Annotated in this window: 15 protein-coding genes; 14 read left to right on the plus strand and 1 reads right to left on the minus strand. The window is 72.1% G+C overall.

The genetic code is table 11. The annotated features are described in order from the left end of the window. Positions 1-3: 3 nt before the first annotated feature. Positions 4-279, minus strand: coding sequence for an antitoxin (locus FHT26_RS00400; protein ID WP_168558235.1), 276 nt, complete (start codon positions 277-279; stop codon positions 4-6). Between the two features lie 215 nt (positions 280-494). Between FHT26_RS00400 and FHT26_RS00405 the strand changes: the two genes are divergently transcribed. From FHT26_RS00405 to FHT26_RS00470, 14 genes are all read left to right on the plus strand, one after another. Further along, positions 495-1,646 carry an NAD(P)H-dependent flavin oxidoreductase gene (locus FHT26_RS00405; protein ID WP_168558236.1) on the plus strand — a complete coding sequence of 384 codons (1,152 nt, stop codon included), beginning with the start codon at positions 495-497 and terminating at the stop codon, positions 1,644-1,646. A 268-nt stretch (positions 1,647-1,914) separates the two neighbouring features. After that, positions 1,915-3,276 carry a sigma-54 interaction domain-containing protein gene (locus FHT26_RS00410; protein WP_246867653.1) on the plus strand — a complete coding sequence of 454 codons (1,362 nt, stop codon included), beginning with the start codon at positions 1,915-1,917 and terminating at the stop codon, positions 3,274-3,276. 143 nt (positions 3,277-3,419) lie between these two features. After that, positions 3,420-3,785, plus strand: coding sequence for a hypothetical protein (locus FHT26_RS00415; protein WP_168558237.1), 366 nt, complete (start codon positions 3,420-3,422; stop codon positions 3,783-3,785). A gap of 8 nt (positions 3,786-3,793) precedes the next feature. Beyond that, a complete protein-coding gene (locus tag FHT26_RS00420) occupies positions 3,794-5,752 on the plus strand; it encodes a phage tail sheath C-terminal domain-containing protein (protein ID WP_168558238.1) in 1,959 nt (652 codons plus the stop codon). Positions 5,753-5,773: 21 nt separating this feature from the next. Then, positions 5,774-6,283: a phage tail protein gene (locus FHT26_RS00425; protein WP_168558239.1), complete on the plus strand. Its 510-nt coding sequence runs from the start codon at positions 5,774-5,776 to the stop codon at positions 6,281-6,283. A 6-nt stretch (positions 6,284-6,289) separates the two neighbouring features. Next, positions 6,290-7,066 (plus strand): hypothetical protein, encoded by a 777-nt coding sequence (locus FHT26_RS00430; protein ID WP_168558240.1) that lies wholly within the window; start codon positions 6,290-6,292, stop codon positions 7,064-7,066. Further along, positions 7,063-7,926 (plus strand): hypothetical protein, encoded by an 864-nt coding sequence (locus FHT26_RS00435; RefSeq protein WP_168558241.1) that lies wholly within the window; start codon positions 7,063-7,065, stop codon positions 7,924-7,926. The genes FHT26_RS00430 and FHT26_RS00435 overlap by 4 nt, the downstream gene beginning before the upstream one ends. Positions 7,927-7,929: 3 nt before the next feature. Then, a complete protein-coding gene (locus FHT26_RS00440; RefSeq protein ID WP_168558242.1) occupies positions 7,930-9,093 on the plus strand; it encodes a Pvc16 family protein in 1,164 nt (387 codons plus the stop codon). 7 nt (positions 9,094-9,100) lie between these two features. Then, the gene (locus FHT26_RS00445; protein WP_168558243.1) at positions 9,101-11,218 is read left to right on the plus strand and encodes an AAA family ATPase; all 2,118 of its coding nucleotides are present in this window, start codon (positions 9,101-9,103) and stop codon (positions 11,216-11,218) included. Continuing rightward, complete coding sequence (locus FHT26_RS00450) at positions 11,215-11,469, plus strand: hypothetical protein (RefSeq protein ID WP_168558244.1); 255 nt, start codon at positions 11,215-11,217, stop codon at positions 11,467-11,469. Before FHT26_RS00445 ends, FHT26_RS00450 begins: the two co-directional genes overlap by 4 nt. Beyond that, positions 11,470-12,159: a hypothetical protein gene (locus FHT26_RS00455; RefSeq protein WP_168558245.1), complete on the plus strand. Its 690-nt coding sequence runs from the start codon at positions 11,470-11,472 to the stop codon at positions 12,157-12,159. It abuts the gene before it with no gap. Between the two features lie 10 nt (positions 12,160-12,169). Then, positions 12,170-12,442, plus strand: coding sequence for a LysM domain-containing protein (locus tag FHT26_RS00460; protein WP_168558246.1), 273 nt, complete (start codon positions 12,170-12,172; stop codon positions 12,440-12,442). A 5-nt stretch (positions 12,443-12,447) separates the two neighbouring features. After that, on the plus strand, positions 12,448-13,551 hold the full coding sequence (locus tag FHT26_RS00465) for a hypothetical protein (RefSeq protein WP_168558247.1): 1,104 nt from the start codon (positions 12,448-12,450) through the stop codon (positions 13,549-13,551). Beyond that, positions 13,551-14,270: a phage baseplate assembly protein V gene (locus FHT26_RS00470; RefSeq protein ID WP_168558248.1), complete on the plus strand. Its 720-nt coding sequence runs from the start codon at positions 13,551-13,553 to the stop codon at positions 14,268-14,270. Before FHT26_RS00465 ends, FHT26_RS00470 begins: the two co-directional genes overlap by 1 nt. The last annotated feature ends 6 nt before the right edge of the window (positions 14,271-14,276 follow it).

Below are 14,276 nucleotides of genomic sequence, written 5' to 3' on the forward strand. Positions count from 1 at the left end.
CCGTCACTCTTTCCAGTCAGAGAACGGATCGCGCTCTTGCGGCGCGGCGGACCGGTCGGCGAGGAAATCGTCGGGAACGACGCCTTCCTGCTTGTCTCGCAGTGCGAAGAAATTCGCCCAGCTCTTCGCCGGTCGACTGGACAAGACGACATCACCGGTCCGGGGGTCGCGCCGGACGTAGACCTCCGGGACGTCGAAGCGGAACTCCGCCGGCAATCGAACGGCCTGGCTGCCGCCGTTCATGAAGATCCTGGCCGTTCTCGCTGCATCGCCTTTCATGGGAGCGTTCCCCGGAAATATATACAGATGTAGATATTAGCGACGTCCGTCCTGCCAGGCAAGGCGCGCGATCGGGCGTTCCAGGGCCTGCCTCGAAATGCATGATCGGTGGCTGATCCGGATCTGATCGACGCCGGTTCGCGCATCGTCATTCGTGTGGATGGCGTCGCCCCGAGGCGTGAGCAGAATGGGGCGCTTGCAGGGAGAGCCTCCACATGAGCCATGACATCGCGTCTCAGAGCAGGCGCCTGCTGCTGTTGTCCGGTCTGGGCGGATCGGCGCTGGCGGCCGGGGCGGCCCGGGCCGAGCCGGCACCGGCCTTCGGCGACCGCCATCCGCCGAGCCTGGAGACCCGGCTCACGCGCCACTACGGCGTGCGCCATCCCTTCGTCGGCGCCGGCATGGGCTTCGTCGCGCTGCCGTCGCTGGTGGCGGCGGTGTCGAACGCCGGCGGCATCGGCGTGCTGGGCAACGGCATCGAGCCGCCGCCCGGCACGCAGGCGCTGATCCAGTCGATCAAGGCCACGACGGCGCGGCCCTTCGGCGTGGATTTCATCTTCGACGACTCGGCGTTCGGACCGCTGGTGACGCAGGCGCACATCGATGTCTGCATCGCCGAGCGGGTGCGCCTGGTGGTGTTCCACATGAACGTGCCGCCGCGGGCCTGGATCGACCAGCTGCATGCGGCGGGTGCGCGGGTGTGGATGCAGGTGGCCTCGGTGGCGCAGGCGCTGGAGGCGGCAGCCGCCGGCATGGATGCGGTGATCGCCCAGGGCTCGCAGGCCGGCGGACACAACAAGAGCACCACGCGCACGCTCCAGCTGCTGCCGCAGGTGGTCCGGGCGGTGCGGCCGTTGATGGTGCTGGCCTCGGGCGGCATTGCCGATGGACAGGGCGTGGTCGACGCGTTGGCCCATGGCGCCGATGGCGTCTGGGTGGGCACGCGCCTGGTCGCGTCGAGCGAGGCGCATGCGCATCCGGAGTACCAGCGCCGCATCGTCGAAGCCCGCGGGCATGCCACCGTCACGACCACGCTGTTCGGGCCGGAGTACCCCGGGCGGCCGTACCGCGTGCTGCGCAACCGGGTCGTCGACGAATGGGCCGGCAGGGAAGGGCAGGTGCCGAACCCGCCACCGCCGCCCGCCGTCATCGGCAGCACGCTGCTGTTCCCGTTGACGCTGAAGCAGAACTACAGCATGCCCAAGTTCAGCGCGATCGTGCCGACACCGGAGACGACCGGCGACTTCGAGGAGATGGGGTTGCCGGCCGGCTCGGAGAGCGTGAAGTTCATCAAGCGGGTGCAGCCGGCGGGCGAGATCGTGCGGGAAATGATGGAAGAAGCGCGAGCGCTCATCCGCTCGTCTTGACGGCAGCGGCAATCCGGCAGGACGACGACCTGCCCGACGGCAACGCCTGTGCCGAGGCCTGTGCGTCGGTTGCGCTCGCTGGTCTGCTGCGTCGATCAAGACATCCCCAACATGAAGGACAAGCCGCCCGGACGGCTTGAGCTAGGGATGTCCGTGCGCGAAGATCTTCCGAAGAATCGGTTCCCGACCACCACGAGACTTCAGGGAGGACACATGACTGTCCTGGTCTTGGCAAACGCTGGCGTGCCGCTGCGGCCGCCGTGCCTCCATGTCTGCGCTGCGTTGCACCGTTGCCGCCGGCTGCGCGCATGACGCGCTCGCGCAGTCGCTGAGCGGCGCGATCGCGGCGGCCGACCTGTTCAGCGTCGACCGGCACGCGCTGCCGCTGTGCGATGCCGAATGCGACCTGCTGGTGCCGATCGTCGATGCCGGCAACGCCGTCCGCATGGCCGACGACATCGCGCTGTGGCGCGGGCATCATCCGCATGCGAGCGTGGTGCCGGCCGTCATCGACCTGTCGCAATCGCAGCTGCTCGGCCTGATGGCCAGCGGTGCGTTCGACTTCACCAGCCTGCCCGGCAACGACGCCGCGCTGCTGGTGCGGCTGCAGCGCGCGGCCGGCCTGCTGCCCGCGGCGCCGCAGCCGGTGCCGCCGCCACTGCTGTCGTCGCCCGCGTTGCGCGAGCTGGTCGGCAGCAGCCCGGCCTTCGTCAAGCAGCTCGCACTGCTGCCCGGCATCGCCGGTTGCGATGCGGGCGTGCTGATCCTCGGCGAGACCGGCAGCGGCAAGGAGATCTACGCGCGCGCCATCCACTACAGCTCGGCACGCGCGACCCGGCCGCTGGTGGCGGTGAACTGCGGCGCGATCCCGGCCGAGCTGCTCGAAAGCGAGCTGTTCGGCCATGTGCGCGGCGCCTTCACGCATGCGCACAGCGCACGTGCCGGTCTCGTGCGCGAAGCGCAGGGCGGCACGCTGTTCCTCGACGAGGTCGATTCGCTGCCCGCCCCGGCGCAGTCGAAGCTGCTGCGCTTCCTGCAGGAGATGGAATTCCGCCCGGTCGGCGGCGACACGCTGCAGAGCGCCGACGTGCGGGTGATCGCGGCCAGCAACCAGGACCTGCACGGCCTGGTGGAGCGCGGGCTGTTCCGGCGCGACCTCTACTTCCGGCTGCATGTGCTCAGCGTCACGCTGCCGCCGCTGCGCGAGCGCGCCGAAGACATCCTGACGCTCGCGCTGCGCTTCATCCAGCAGTGCGCGGCGCAGCACCACCGGCCGGTGCCGAGCCTGTCGCCGCAGGCCGCGCGCTGCCTGCTGGCGCACGACTGGCCGGGCAACGTGCGCGAGCTGCGGCACGTGATCGAGCGCGCGGTGCTGCTCGCCGACAGCGCCGTGCTGCAGGAAGACGACCTCGAACTGCCGGCCTGCGGCGCGCCGCTGGACGCCGAGGAATCCTTCCGCGCCGCGAAGTCGCGCATGGTCGATGCGTTCGAGCGCGGCTACATCGAACGCCTGCTCGCCGCGAGCGGCGGCAACATCACGCAGGCCGCGCAGATGGCGCACAAGAACCGGCGCGCGTTCTTCGAGCTGATCCGGAAGCACGAGATCTGCACCGAGCGCTTCAGGGCCTGAACGGGCGGGCCGGGGCAGGACATTCGCGCCCGTCGGCGCGGACAAATTTGTCCGCCCCGTTCCCGGCAGCGCAGAAGGCGCCATCGCCCGGATCGCGCCGCCATCCGCCAGGACAAATTCATCCCGGTGGAGCGACCCGATCGATGCGCTTCACCTGGGAGAAGCGCCTCGATGCGGCATGGCACCGCTCTTGCGAAGAAGCACCCCAACAGGCCGCAGCCGCCATGAACGCCAACGATCCGGTCGAGGAGATTGTCCGAGCCTTGTCGCGGTACCTGCGCCTGAACCCGCTCGCGTCCGACACGCTGGAAGGCATCGCGCAATGGTGGCTCACCGTCGACGATTTCTCCGAAGCCCGGTTGCAGCAGGCGCTGCAGCAGCTGGTGGATGCCGGCGTCGTCGCCGCGGTGCCGGCGGCCGACGGCCAGGTGCGCTATCGGCGTTCCGCGCTGAACGCGAGCGTCGACGCGCAGCTTGACCGATTCATTGCCGGACCGCGTATTCCCTAGGAGGCCCCATGGTGCAAGTGACTTATCCAGGCGTCTACATCCAGGAAGTGTCGAGCGGGGTGCACACGATCACCAGCGTGGGCACCTCCATCACCGCCTTCATCGACTTCTTCCGCGAGGGGCCGACCGACCAGGCGGTCGAGATCTTCGGCATGGCCGATTTCCAGCGCATCTTCGGTGGGCTGGACGACCGCAGCGACGCGAGCTACGCGATCGCGCAGTACTTCCTGAACGGCGGCAGCTCGGCCTACGTGATCCGGGTCGCCAGCGGCGCGGTCGCCGCGAGCGCGGTGCTGCACCAGATGCCGACGCCGAACGAAGCGCTGGTCGTGCGCGCCGCGAGCGCGGGCGCCTGGGGCAACAACCTGCGGGTGCAGGTCGACCATGCGACCACGTCGCCCGACACCCGCTTCAACCTGTCGATCACGCGCTACGACGGAACCACCGCCACCGCCAAGCCGCTGGCCACCGAGCGCTACCTGAACCTGACGATGGACCTGGCGGACCCGCGCTATGCGGTCAAGGTGATCAACGACAGCTCCCGGCTGGTCATCGTCGCGCCGGGCGCCGGCGTGCTCGCCACCGAGCGGCCGTCGGCCAACGGCACCTCCGGCGGCGCGATCACCGTGGCGAACCTCGGGCTCCTGAACGGCCTGTCGGGCAAGAAGTTCAAGGTCGCGCTCGGTGCCTTGCCGGCGCGTGACGCGATCCTCGCCGACTGGGCCGCCGAGGTGCCGGCCAAGACCGTCGACACGCTGGTCAAGCTGCGCGGCTACATCGAGCAGGCGATCCGAAGCTCCGGTGCCGGCCTCGACGTGCCGCTGCCGCTGCAAGGCGCCGTGGTCGAAGTCGTCGGTAGCAATCGCCTGCGCGTGCTGACCGGCGCGGCTGGCTACTCGCCGATGGAGCGCGTGACCCTCAGCAACTTCGGCGGCGGCGACACCACGGCGGCCACCCTCGGCTTCGACGCGGCGGCCACGGTCAATGTGCAGGAGTACCCGCTGGGCTCCGGCGCGTCGGCGAGTGCCGGCGCGCTGGTCATCGGCCCGCCCGGCACCGACGGCGGCTTGATCGGCGGCAACGACATCCTCGGCAACCCGGCGCTGTTCACCGGCCTGTACGCGCTCGACCGCGTCGACCTCTTCAACATCCTGTGCATCCCGCACGCGGTCGCGCTGGACGACACGGCGACCAGCAAGGTCTACAGCGACGCGCTTGCCTTCTGCGAGCTGAAGCGGGCGTTCCTGCTGATCGACGTGCCGGCCACGATCGACACCGTGCAGGAGGCCAAGGACTGGCTCGACGCCCACGCGACGCTGCGCCACCGCAACGCCGCGCTGTACTTCCCGCGCACGCAGGTTCCCGACCCGGTGAACGACTTCCGGCTGCGCTCGGTGGCCGCCAGCGGCACGATGGCCGGCATCTTCGCGCGCACCGACAACCAGCGCGGCGTCTGGAAGGCGCCGGCCGGCGTCGAGGCGGTGCTCAACGGCGTGGTGCAGCTCGACATCCGCCTCACCGATGCCGAGAACGGCGTGCTGAACCCGCTGGCCATCAACTGCCTGCGCACCTTCCCGGTCTATGGCGGCGTGGCCTGGGGCGCGCGCACGCTGGTCGGCGCCGACCAGCTGGCGTCGGAATGGAAATACGTGCCGATCCGGCGGCTCGCGCTGATGCTGGAAGAGTCGCTGTTCCGCGGCACCAAGTGGGTGGTGTTCGAGCCGAACGACGAACCGCTGTGGGCCAAGGTGCGGCTCAACGTCGGCGCCTACATGAACTCGCTGTTCCGCCAGGGCGCCTTCCAGGGCGCGACGCCGAAGGAGGCCTTCTTCGTCAAGTGCGACGCCGAGACCACCACCGAGGACGACCGCAACAAGGGCATCGTGAACATCCAGGTCGGCTTCGCACCGCTGAAGCCCGCTGAGTTCGTCGTCATCAGCATCCAGCAGATCGCTGGCGATCTCTAACCCCTGCGCGGAGAACCGGCCATGGCAAACACAGGCTTCGTCGTCAACGCCACGCGCGTCGACCCTTACAAGAACTTCAAGTTCCGGGTGCTGTGGGACGGCAAGACCGTGCTCGGCGTGTCCAAGGTCGGCTCGCTGAAGCGCACCACCGAGGTCGTCAAGCACCGCAGCGGCGGCCAGAACAGCTACGACCACAAGTCGCCCGGCCGCTCGTCGTACGACGCGGTGACGCTGGAGCGCGGCATCACGCACGACCTCGAATTCGAGAAGTGGGCCAATGCGGTGTCCAGCTACGCCGGCGATTCGGCGATGGACCTGGCCGGCTACAAGAAGGACCTGACGCTGGAGGTGCTGAACGAGAAGAGCCAGGTCGCGATCCGCTACTTCCTGTTCCGCTGCTGGGTCAGCGAGTTCACGACGCTGCCCGACCTCGACGCGAACGCCAACGCGACCGCGATCGAGCACCTGAAGATCGAGCTCGAAGGGTGGGTGCGCGATGTCGACACGCCCGAGCCGAGCGAGGCGGGCTGAGCGGCCATGCACGCTGCGGCATTCCCAGGCTGGCAGGCGCGCGCGTTCGGCAGCGGCGCCGACGACGTGGCGGTCCCGTTCGACGCGGCCGAGGCGGGCGGCGCGACCACCGCGCTGCTCGCGGCCTGCCTGAGCGATCGCGACGGCCGTGCGCTGCCGGCCGACGAGGCCTGGGACTGGACGCTGAACCGGCGCCTGCACGGGCTGATCGCGGTGCGGCGGGCGGCCGGCGACGAACCGCTCGAACTGCAGGCGCCGTGCGGGGCCTGCGGCGAGCCGATGGCGCTGCCGCTCGATGTCGCGAGCCTCGGCAGCGAGCCGGCCGCGCCGCGCTTTGCATGGCGCGATGCGCAGGGCGTCGCGTTCCGGTTGCGGCTGCCCTGCGGGCGCGACCTGCGGCAATGGCAGCACCAGGTTCCGCCGTCGGCCATGGCGCTCGCGCGCACGCTGGTCGAAGCGATCGACGACCGCTCGGTGGAGGAGGGCGTGCCATGGAGTGCCGACGCGTTGCCGGCGCTCGACGATGCCTTCGAGGCGCACGACCCGCTGACCGCGTTGCGGCTGCAGGCCGGTTGCCCGGCCTGCGGCCAGGTCAACGACGTGGCCTGCGACCTGGAAGCCGCCTTGCTGGCTGGCTTCGCGGTCCGCCAGGCCGCGCTGCTTGACGACGTGGCGCGGCTGGCCGGCGCCTTTCACTGGAGCGAGGCCGAGATCCTGGCGCTGCCGCATTGGCGGCGCACGCTGTACCTGCGGCGCATCGACGGGGCGGGGAGCTGGGCATGAGCGGGTATTTCGCGCGGCTGGTGGCGAAGGCGGCGCCGGTCGGTGCCGTGCCGCGTGCTGCGCCGGCGGTGGCGCCGCTGGAGCAGGTGGTGGAGGTCGAGTCGGTGCCGGTCGGCGTGGCGCAGCCGGCGGCCGCGGCGCTGTCGCAGGCGCAGGCGCAGGCGCCGCGTGGCGCGGAACAGCCGCGGCCGAGCGCGCTGGCGCCGACGGTGCAGCGCGAAGCGCTCTCGCCGGCGGCGGCCGTGCCGGCGGTGCCGTCCGCACGGTCGTTGGCGTCGACACCGGCGCGCGGCGCGCTGCAGGCGCACGGGCCGACGCCGATGCGCGGCATCGAGACCCAGGCGCGCAGCGAGAAGCCCGCGCCCGAGACGCCGTCGCATGCGCAGCCGCTGACGTCGACGCGGCCCGGCATCGACCCGGTGGTCGCCGGACAGCCGACGATTCCCGCCGAGACGCGCGGCGCGCCGCAGGCCGGTCCGTCGATGCCGTCCACCGTGCGATCGATGGCGTCGCCCGACGCGCCGGCAGTGCTTCCGATGCGGGCGGCTGCACACACCACGCCGCCCATCGAGACACTCGCGATGCCGGCCACCATCGCCGGTTCGGGCTTCGACACGGTGGACGCAGCCGCGTCCCCCACCATCCGCACCGCCGTCGCCGCGATGCCGCTGATCCCGTCCTCCGCCCCGTCCCGCGGCGACCGATCCGCGCAGCCCGATGTCCGCATCGGCACCGTCTCGCTCGAAGTCCGCCTGCCGCCACTCCCGGCACCGGCTGCACGCCTCGCACCCGCGGCCCCGGCACCGGCCCCCGCCGCGCCGCGCTTCTCCGCGCAGCGCCACTACCTGCGCTGGAGCTGAACCATGTCGCTCGCCGCGAGCCAGGAAGCCATCGGTGCCGTCAGCGAGCTGCTGAAGGTGCAGCTCGCGGTGCGCACCGGCATCAACGCGGTGGCGGTCGGCCGGCCCGAGGAGGCCAGCAAGGCGGCGTCGTCCGGCGCCGGCGGCAGCAGCTTCAACCTGTTCCTGTACCGCGTCGGCATCGACGGCAACCTGCGCAACCGCGCGCTCGACGACGGCCAGTCGCCACCGGTGTGGCTGGTGCTGCACTACCTGCTGACCGCGTTCGACGGCACCGACAGCGATTCGGCGCTGGCGCACAGGCTGCTCAGCCGCGGCATGGTCGCGCTGAACGCGATGAGCATCCTGCGCCCTGCCGCGACCAACGCGGTGCTCGCGAGCAACCCCGATCCGCTGCGCATCAGCTTCGACGAGGCCGATGTCGAGATGCTGTCGAAGGTGATGCAGGGCAGCGACGAGAAGTACCGCGTGTCGGCCGCGTTCCAGGTGCGCCCTGTGATGCTGGCGTCGACCGACGCCGCGCCGGCCTATGCGCTGCCGGTGCTGACGATCGGCCCGGCGCTGCCGCCGCCGCAGCGGTACACCGGCGTCAGCGTGCTGCCCGGCATGGGCCCGCGCCTCGGCGCGATCGAACCCGAGCGTTTCGCCGCCGGGCAGCCGTTCGTGCTGCGCGGCGCCGACCTCGCCGGCTGCGACCAGGTGTTCGTCGGCGCGGCCGCGTACCCGGCGACGCCGACCGCCGACGGCGGGCTCAGCGCGACGATCCCGCTGGCCGACACCGCCGCCGCCGGCACCTACCCGGTGTGTGCGGCGCGCACCTTGCCCGACGGCCACCTGTTCAGCAGCAACGCGCTGGCCGGCCACCTGCTGCCGCGCATCACCGGCGTTGCGCTCGACGGGCCGCTGGTGCCGCAGATGGGCAAGCTGTCGGGCAGCTTCACGGTCAGCGGCAGCCAGCTCGGCGGGCCGCTGTCGGCCGCCTATGCCGCGCTGTACCTGAACGGCCAGGCCCGGCTGCTGCTGGAGCCGCAGCCCGGCGGCACGCCGACCTCGCTGGGCTTCACCGTCGGCGACGCGCAGGCGCTGCCGCCCGACCCGAACTACCGCGTGATCCTGCGCGTCAACGGCGAGCAGGCGCTGGACACGCCGCTGCTCGCCTGGACCTGAGACCGCGATGAACGCGCCGCAGCTGCTGATGCCGCCGTCCCTGCACCCCGAGCTCGGCCCGGCCGACCCGCTGTGCGCGCTGTGGCTGGCCCAGGTCAGCCTGCGGCTGCGGCGCGAGGTGGCCTGGTGCTGGCACCAGCGCGGCGTCAGCCTGCCGCCGGCAGGCGCGCTGCCGGCCCCCGGCGACCCGGCACAGGACAGCCTCGACCTGCTTCGCTTTCGCGACGACAAGCAGCGCTTCTTCGATGCCGACCCGACCGCGCGCTACCTCGACGACTGCCTCGCGGCGCTGGCACCGCTGCCGCAGCGCAGCGCGCGGCGCGGCGACTGGGCGTGGATCGCCGGCGCCTGCGCGTTGACGCCGGCCGCGCAGTTCGTGCTGGCCTGTGCACTGGCCGGCCGGGCCGATGCCGCGCTCGGCCCGGTCTGCGCCGCCTGCCTGAACGATGCGTCGCGGCCGTGGCCGACGCTCGCGCTGGCGCAGCGCCTGTGGGACGAACCGCTGGCCATCGCCGCCTGTGCCGATGCCGGCCATGCGCTGTTCCGCCACGGGCTGCTGAGCCTGCCGCCGGGGCGCGACGCGCTCGACTGGCAGCAGCCGCTGGAGATGCCGTCGCGGGTCGCGCAGGCGCTGCTCGAACCGCTGGCCGCGGACGACGACCCGCTACCGCGGCGCGAGATCCCGCCGGCGCTGCAGCCGCTGCTCGCGCGGCTGCGCAGCGACCCGCCGGCCGCGATGCAGGTGCTGCCGCTGCAGGGCGCGCACGGCACCGACTTCGCGGCCTGGGCGCAGACGCTGGCCCGCGCCTGCGGCCGCGGGCTGACGGTGGCCGGCGACGGCGTGTCGCTCGAACGCGGCCTGGCCGGGCTCGCGACGCTGGCCTGGCTGCAGGGTCACGACCTGCTGCTGCCCGCGCACTGGCAGGAGCGCTGCTGCGCCGGCGCGGCCGATGGCGCCTGGACCGTGCCGGTCGCCGCACTGCCGCTGCGCTGGATGCTGCCGCTCGGCGACGGCAGCGCCGGCCTGCGCGGCGTGCCGGCCGGCCTGCTGCTGCCGGCCTGGCCGATCGCGCCGCTCGACACGCCGGCGCGAACTGCGCAGCTCGTGCAGGGTCTCGCCGGCGCAGCCCCGGCGGTGCGCGACGCCGGGCCCGAAGCCGCGCGCCGCTTCCGCCTCGCCGAGCGACCGCTGGCGCGCGTCGCCGCGGCCGCCTGCGGGCTGGGCCCGGACGCCGGCGCGCGCGAGCTGTTCGCCATCTGCCGGGCCGAGGCACGGCTCGAGCTCGACGGCCTGGCCAACCCGGTGGCGACCCGCTTCGGCCTGGACGAGCTGGTGCTGCCCGCCAACCAGGCCAGCCAGCTGCGCGAGATCGTCGATGCGATGGGCGCGCTCGGCCGGGTGCACCACGACTGGGGCACCGCGCGCGCGTGGAACGAGAGCGGGCTGTCGGTGCTGTTCTGCGGCCCGCCGGGCACCGGCAAGACGATGGCGGCCGAGGCGCTGGCGCAGACGCTTGCGCTGCCGATGGTCCGCATCGACCTGTCGCAGGTCGTCAACAAGTACATCGGCGAGACCGAGAAGAACCTGCGCCGCATCTTCGACGCCGCCGAGACCAGCGACTGCCTGATGTTCTTCGACGAGGCCGATGCGCTCTTCGGCAAGCGCACCGAGGTGCGCGACGCCCACGACCGCTTTGCCAACATCGAGATCAGCTACCTGCTGGAACGCATGGAGCGCTTCAAGGGCCTCGCGGTGCTGGCCAGCAACCGGCGCAAGGACCTGGACGAAGCCTTCACGCGGCGGTTGCGCCACATCGTCGAGTTCCCGATGCCCGGCGCGCCGGAACGCGAGCGGCTGTGGCGCCAGGCCTTCCCGGCGCGCGTCGACATCGGCGCGCTCGACTGCCGCTGGCTCGGCCAGCAGTTCGAGCTGGCCGGCGGGCACATCCGCTCGGCCGCATTCAACGCCTGCCTGATCGCCGCCGGGCGCGCGCCGCGGGCCGATGCGCGGGTCGAGATGGTGCAGGTGCTGGGCGCGGTGCGGCGCGAGCTGGAGAAGATGAACCGGGTCGCCGGGCGCGAGCAGTTCGGCCGCTACGCCGCGCTGCTGGAGAACCTGCCATGAGCCTCGAGATCGGGCGGCTGTCGATCACGCTGCACGGTGGCTCGGGCACGCTCGGCGACGGCCTGTCCGACGCGATCGAAGGCGCGCTGCGGCAGGCACTCGCGCGGCACGCCGGCCTGCACGGGCTGGCCGATGCGGTGCAGCTGGACCTCGGCGTGCTGCAGGCGCCGGCCGGTGCCGCGACGGACGCCCACCGGATCGCCGACCTGATCGCCGCGCGGCTGCTCGCGCTCGGCGGGGAGGGCCGCTGAATGGCACTGTTCCCGTTGCGCGGCGTGCTGGTCGAGTACGGCATCAACCTGCTCGGGCCGATCCCGAACATCGTCGTGTTCCAGTTCAACCCGGAGTCGATGACGCGCACCATCGCGATCCCGCCGCCGCCGGCCACCGCGTCTGCGCAGCCGCGCACCGAATCGCATTCGACCGCCGCGCCGCCGTCGGAAAGCTTCGAGGTCAGCGCGCAGTTCTCGGCCGCCGACGACCTCGGCGCCGGCGGCGTGGTGTCGGCGATCCCGCGGGTGTTCGGCGTCGGCCCGCAGCTCGCGGCGCTCGAGAAGATGGTCTACCCGCCGACCACGCCGGGCGGCCTGCTCGGGGCGGCGATCGACGCGATCGGCTCGGCGCTGTCGGGGCCGAAGAAGGACCCGCCGTCGCAGCCGGTCCCGCGCGTGCCGCTGCCGCGCATCCTGTTCATCTGGGGGCCGTCGCGGGTGCTGCCGGTCAGCATCACGTCGATGACGATCACCGAGCAGAAGTACGACGTGCTGCTGAACCCGATCCAGGCCGACGTGAAGATCGGCATGCAGGTTTCCAGCCAGGCGCCGGCCGACGACGCGGTGGGCGAGGGCGCCTGGCAGTACTCGCAGATGGTCAAGGACACCCAGGCCACGCTGACCCTGGCCAAGGTGATCGAGTTCGCGCTCGACATCATTCCCTTCTGAAGGAGCCGCGATGTTCCTGCCGAACTCCCGCTACCACGGCCTGCCGACCGTGACCGCGACCGACCGCGCCGGCGTCGAGGTGGCGGCCGTCGCGCTGCGGCCGCTGCCGGACACGCCGGGCGACCCGGCCAGCGTGCGCGCGCACGACCAGCTCGACGCGATCGGCGAGCAGCGCTATGCGGATGCCACCCGCTACTGGCACGTGGCTGACGCCAACACCGAGCTCGAGGCCGGCAGGCTGCTGCAGCCGGTCGGCCGGCCGATCAACCTGCCGCGAGGCTGAGCAGCATGGCCACCGCCGAGTTCCGGGTCTTCTTCGACAACGCGCCGGCCAGCGTGGAGCAGCTGGCGCGCTTCACCGAGATCCGCATCGACCAGGCGATCGGCATGGCCGCCGAGGCCGAGCTCGACTGGCCGGTCGGCACCAGCGACCAGGGCGTCTGGAAGGGCGCCGAGGAAGACTGGGCGCGGGTGCGCGTCGAGGTCAAGGTGGCCGATGCCGATTTCGTGCCGCTGATCGACGGGCCGGTGGTCGGCAACCGCTTCGAGCTGAGCGCGCAGCCCGACCAGAGCCACGCGACGCTGGTGGTGCAGGACGACAGCGTGCTGCTGAACCGCGACGAAAAGGTGCAGCTGTTCGAGGACATGGCGGCGCAGGACATCGTCAGCAGCGTGTACGCCGAGGCCGGGCTGACGCCCGATGTCGACGCCACCCCGGATGCCGGCGCGGCGCTGCAGCGCGTGGTGGTGCAGCGCGGCACCGGCATGCAGCTGCTGCGCGACCTGGCGCGGCGGCTCGGCATGTTCGCGTACGTCAGGCCCGGCGACGCGCCAGGGGCGAGCATCGGGGCGTTCAAGCGCCTGCAGCTCGCGCCCGGCACGCTGCCCGAGCTGCTGCTGGTGGGGGACAAGCGCAACGTCGCGAAGTTCTCGGCGCAGTACGACGCGCTGCGCCCGCTGGCCGGCCAGGCCGGCAGCGTGACGCTGGCCGACCGCAGCGTGCTCGCCGCCCAGGCCGATGCCTCCAGCCAGCTGCCGCTCGGCGATCTGGCGGCACACGACCTGGCCACGCCCGGCGTCGCGCTGCTCAGCGGCATGCGCGAGGAGCAGGCCGATCTCGACGCGGCCACCGCCGCCGCGGTCGACCTGTCGTCCTGGGCCTGGGCCGCCAGCGGCGAGCTCGACGTCGACGACTACGCCGGCGTGCTGCAGCCCTACGAGGTGATCCGGGTGCGTGGCGTCGGCGGCTTCCTGTCGGGCGACTACCTGGTCGGGCGCGTCACCCATGTGCTCAGCGACAGCGCCTACCGGCAGCGCTTCTCGCTGCACCGCAATGCGCGCTCGGCCGGCAGCGGCGGCGGCGCGGGCGGCCTGCCCGGAGGGATCTTCTGATGGACACCGGCAGCCTCGAACGCCTGGTGGTCGAACTCGCGTCGCAATCGCGCGCACGCCACTGGGGCAAGTACCGCGGCATCGTCAGCGACACCGCCGACCCGGACTCGATCGGCCGCCTGAAGGCCCAGGTGCCCGAGGTGTTCGGTCCCGACGTCGTGACGCCGTGGGCCACGCCGTGCACGCCGTACGCCGGCCCGGGCGTCGGGCTGCATGCGGTGCCGCCGGTCGGCGCCGGTGTGTGGATCGAGTTCGAGGCCGGCGACCCGTCGCGGCCGATCTGGTCCGGCGGCTGGTGGGGCACCGCCGACATGCCGGCCGACGAGAAGGGCACGGCCGCCAAGCCGACGCTGAAGATCCTGCGCAGCGAGCAGGGCCTGCTGGTCGCGCTCGACGACGACGCGAACACGCTGACCTTGTCCGACGGCCACGGCAGCAACCTGCTGACCGTCAGCGTCAACGACGGGCTGATCACCGTGAAGTCGACCGCCAAGGTGGTGGTCGAGGCGCCGCTGATCGAGCTGACCGACGGCGCCAGCCACCCGCTGGCCTTCGGCGATTCGCTGCTGCAGTACCTGAACCAGCTGGTCGGCGTGTTCAACGCCCACCTGCACGTCGGCGAGACGGTGCTGGGCATCCCGGTCACGCCGATGGTGCCGGTCATGCAGTTTCCGCCCGCGACGCCTTCGCTGCTGTCGACGCGCGTCACCACCGGATGAGGCAGC

The sequence above is a fragment of the Rhizobacter sp. SG703 genome (assembly GCF_012275445.1).
Classification (GTDB): Bacteria; Pseudomonadota; Gammaproteobacteria; order Burkholderiales; family Burkholderiaceae_C; genus Rhizobacter.

Bases quoted from the DNA above. Each gene is read 5' to 3' on its own strand.
- FHT26_RS00410 (WP_246867653.1), top strand. From the start codon at position 1,915: ATGTCTGCGCTGCGTTGCACCGTTGCCGCCGGCTGCGCGCATGACGCG.
- FHT26_RS00460 (WP_168558246.1), top strand. From the start codon at position 12,170: ATGTTCCTGCCGAACTCCCGCTACCACGGCCTGCCGACCGTGACCGCG.
- FHT26_RS00450 (WP_168558244.1), top strand. From the start codon at position 11,215: ATGAGCCTCGAGATCGGGCGGCTGTCGATCACGCTGCACGGTGGCTCG.
- FHT26_RS00415 (WP_168558237.1), top strand. From the start codon at position 3,420: ATGCGCTTCACCTGGGAGAAGCGCCTCGATGCGGCATGGCACCGCTCT.
- FHT26_RS00425 (WP_168558239.1), top strand. From the start codon at position 5,774: ATGGCAAACACAGGCTTCGTCGTCAACGCCACGCGCGTCGACCCTTAC.
- FHT26_RS00445 (WP_168558243.1), top strand. From the start codon at position 9,101: ATGAACGCGCCGCAGCTGCTGATGCCGCCGTCCCTGCACCCCGAGCTC.
- FHT26_RS00420 (WP_168558238.1), top strand. From the start codon at position 3,794: ATGGTGCAAGTGACTTATCCAGGCGTCTACATCCAGGAAGTGTCGAGC.
- FHT26_RS00400 (WP_168558235.1), bottom strand. From the start codon at position 279: ATGAAAGGCGATGCAGCGAGAACGGCCAGGATCTTCATGAACGGCGGC.
- FHT26_RS00470 (WP_168558248.1), top strand. From the start codon at position 13,551: ATGGACACCGGCAGCCTCGAACGCCTGGTGGTCGAACTCGCGTCGCAA.
- FHT26_RS00435 (WP_168558241.1), top strand. From the start codon at position 7,063: ATGAGCGGGTATTTCGCGCGGCTGGTGGCGAAGGCGGCGCCGGTCGGT.
- FHT26_RS00405 (WP_168558236.1), top strand. From the start codon at position 495: ATGAGCCATGACATCGCGTCTCAGAGCAGGCGCCTGCTGCTGTTGTCC.
- FHT26_RS00455 (WP_168558245.1), top strand. From the start codon at position 11,470: ATGGCACTGTTCCCGTTGCGCGGCGTGCTGGTCGAGTACGGCATCAAC.
- FHT26_RS00440 (WP_168558242.1), top strand. From the start codon at position 7,930: ATGTCGCTCGCCGCGAGCCAGGAAGCCATCGGTGCCGTCAGCGAGCTG.
- FHT26_RS00465 (WP_168558247.1), top strand. From the start codon at position 12,448: ATGGCCACCGCCGAGTTCCGGGTCTTCTTCGACAACGCGCCGGCCAGC.
- FHT26_RS00430 (WP_168558240.1), top strand. From the start codon at position 6,290: ATGCACGCTGCGGCATTCCCAGGCTGGCAGGCGCGCGCGTTCGGCAGC.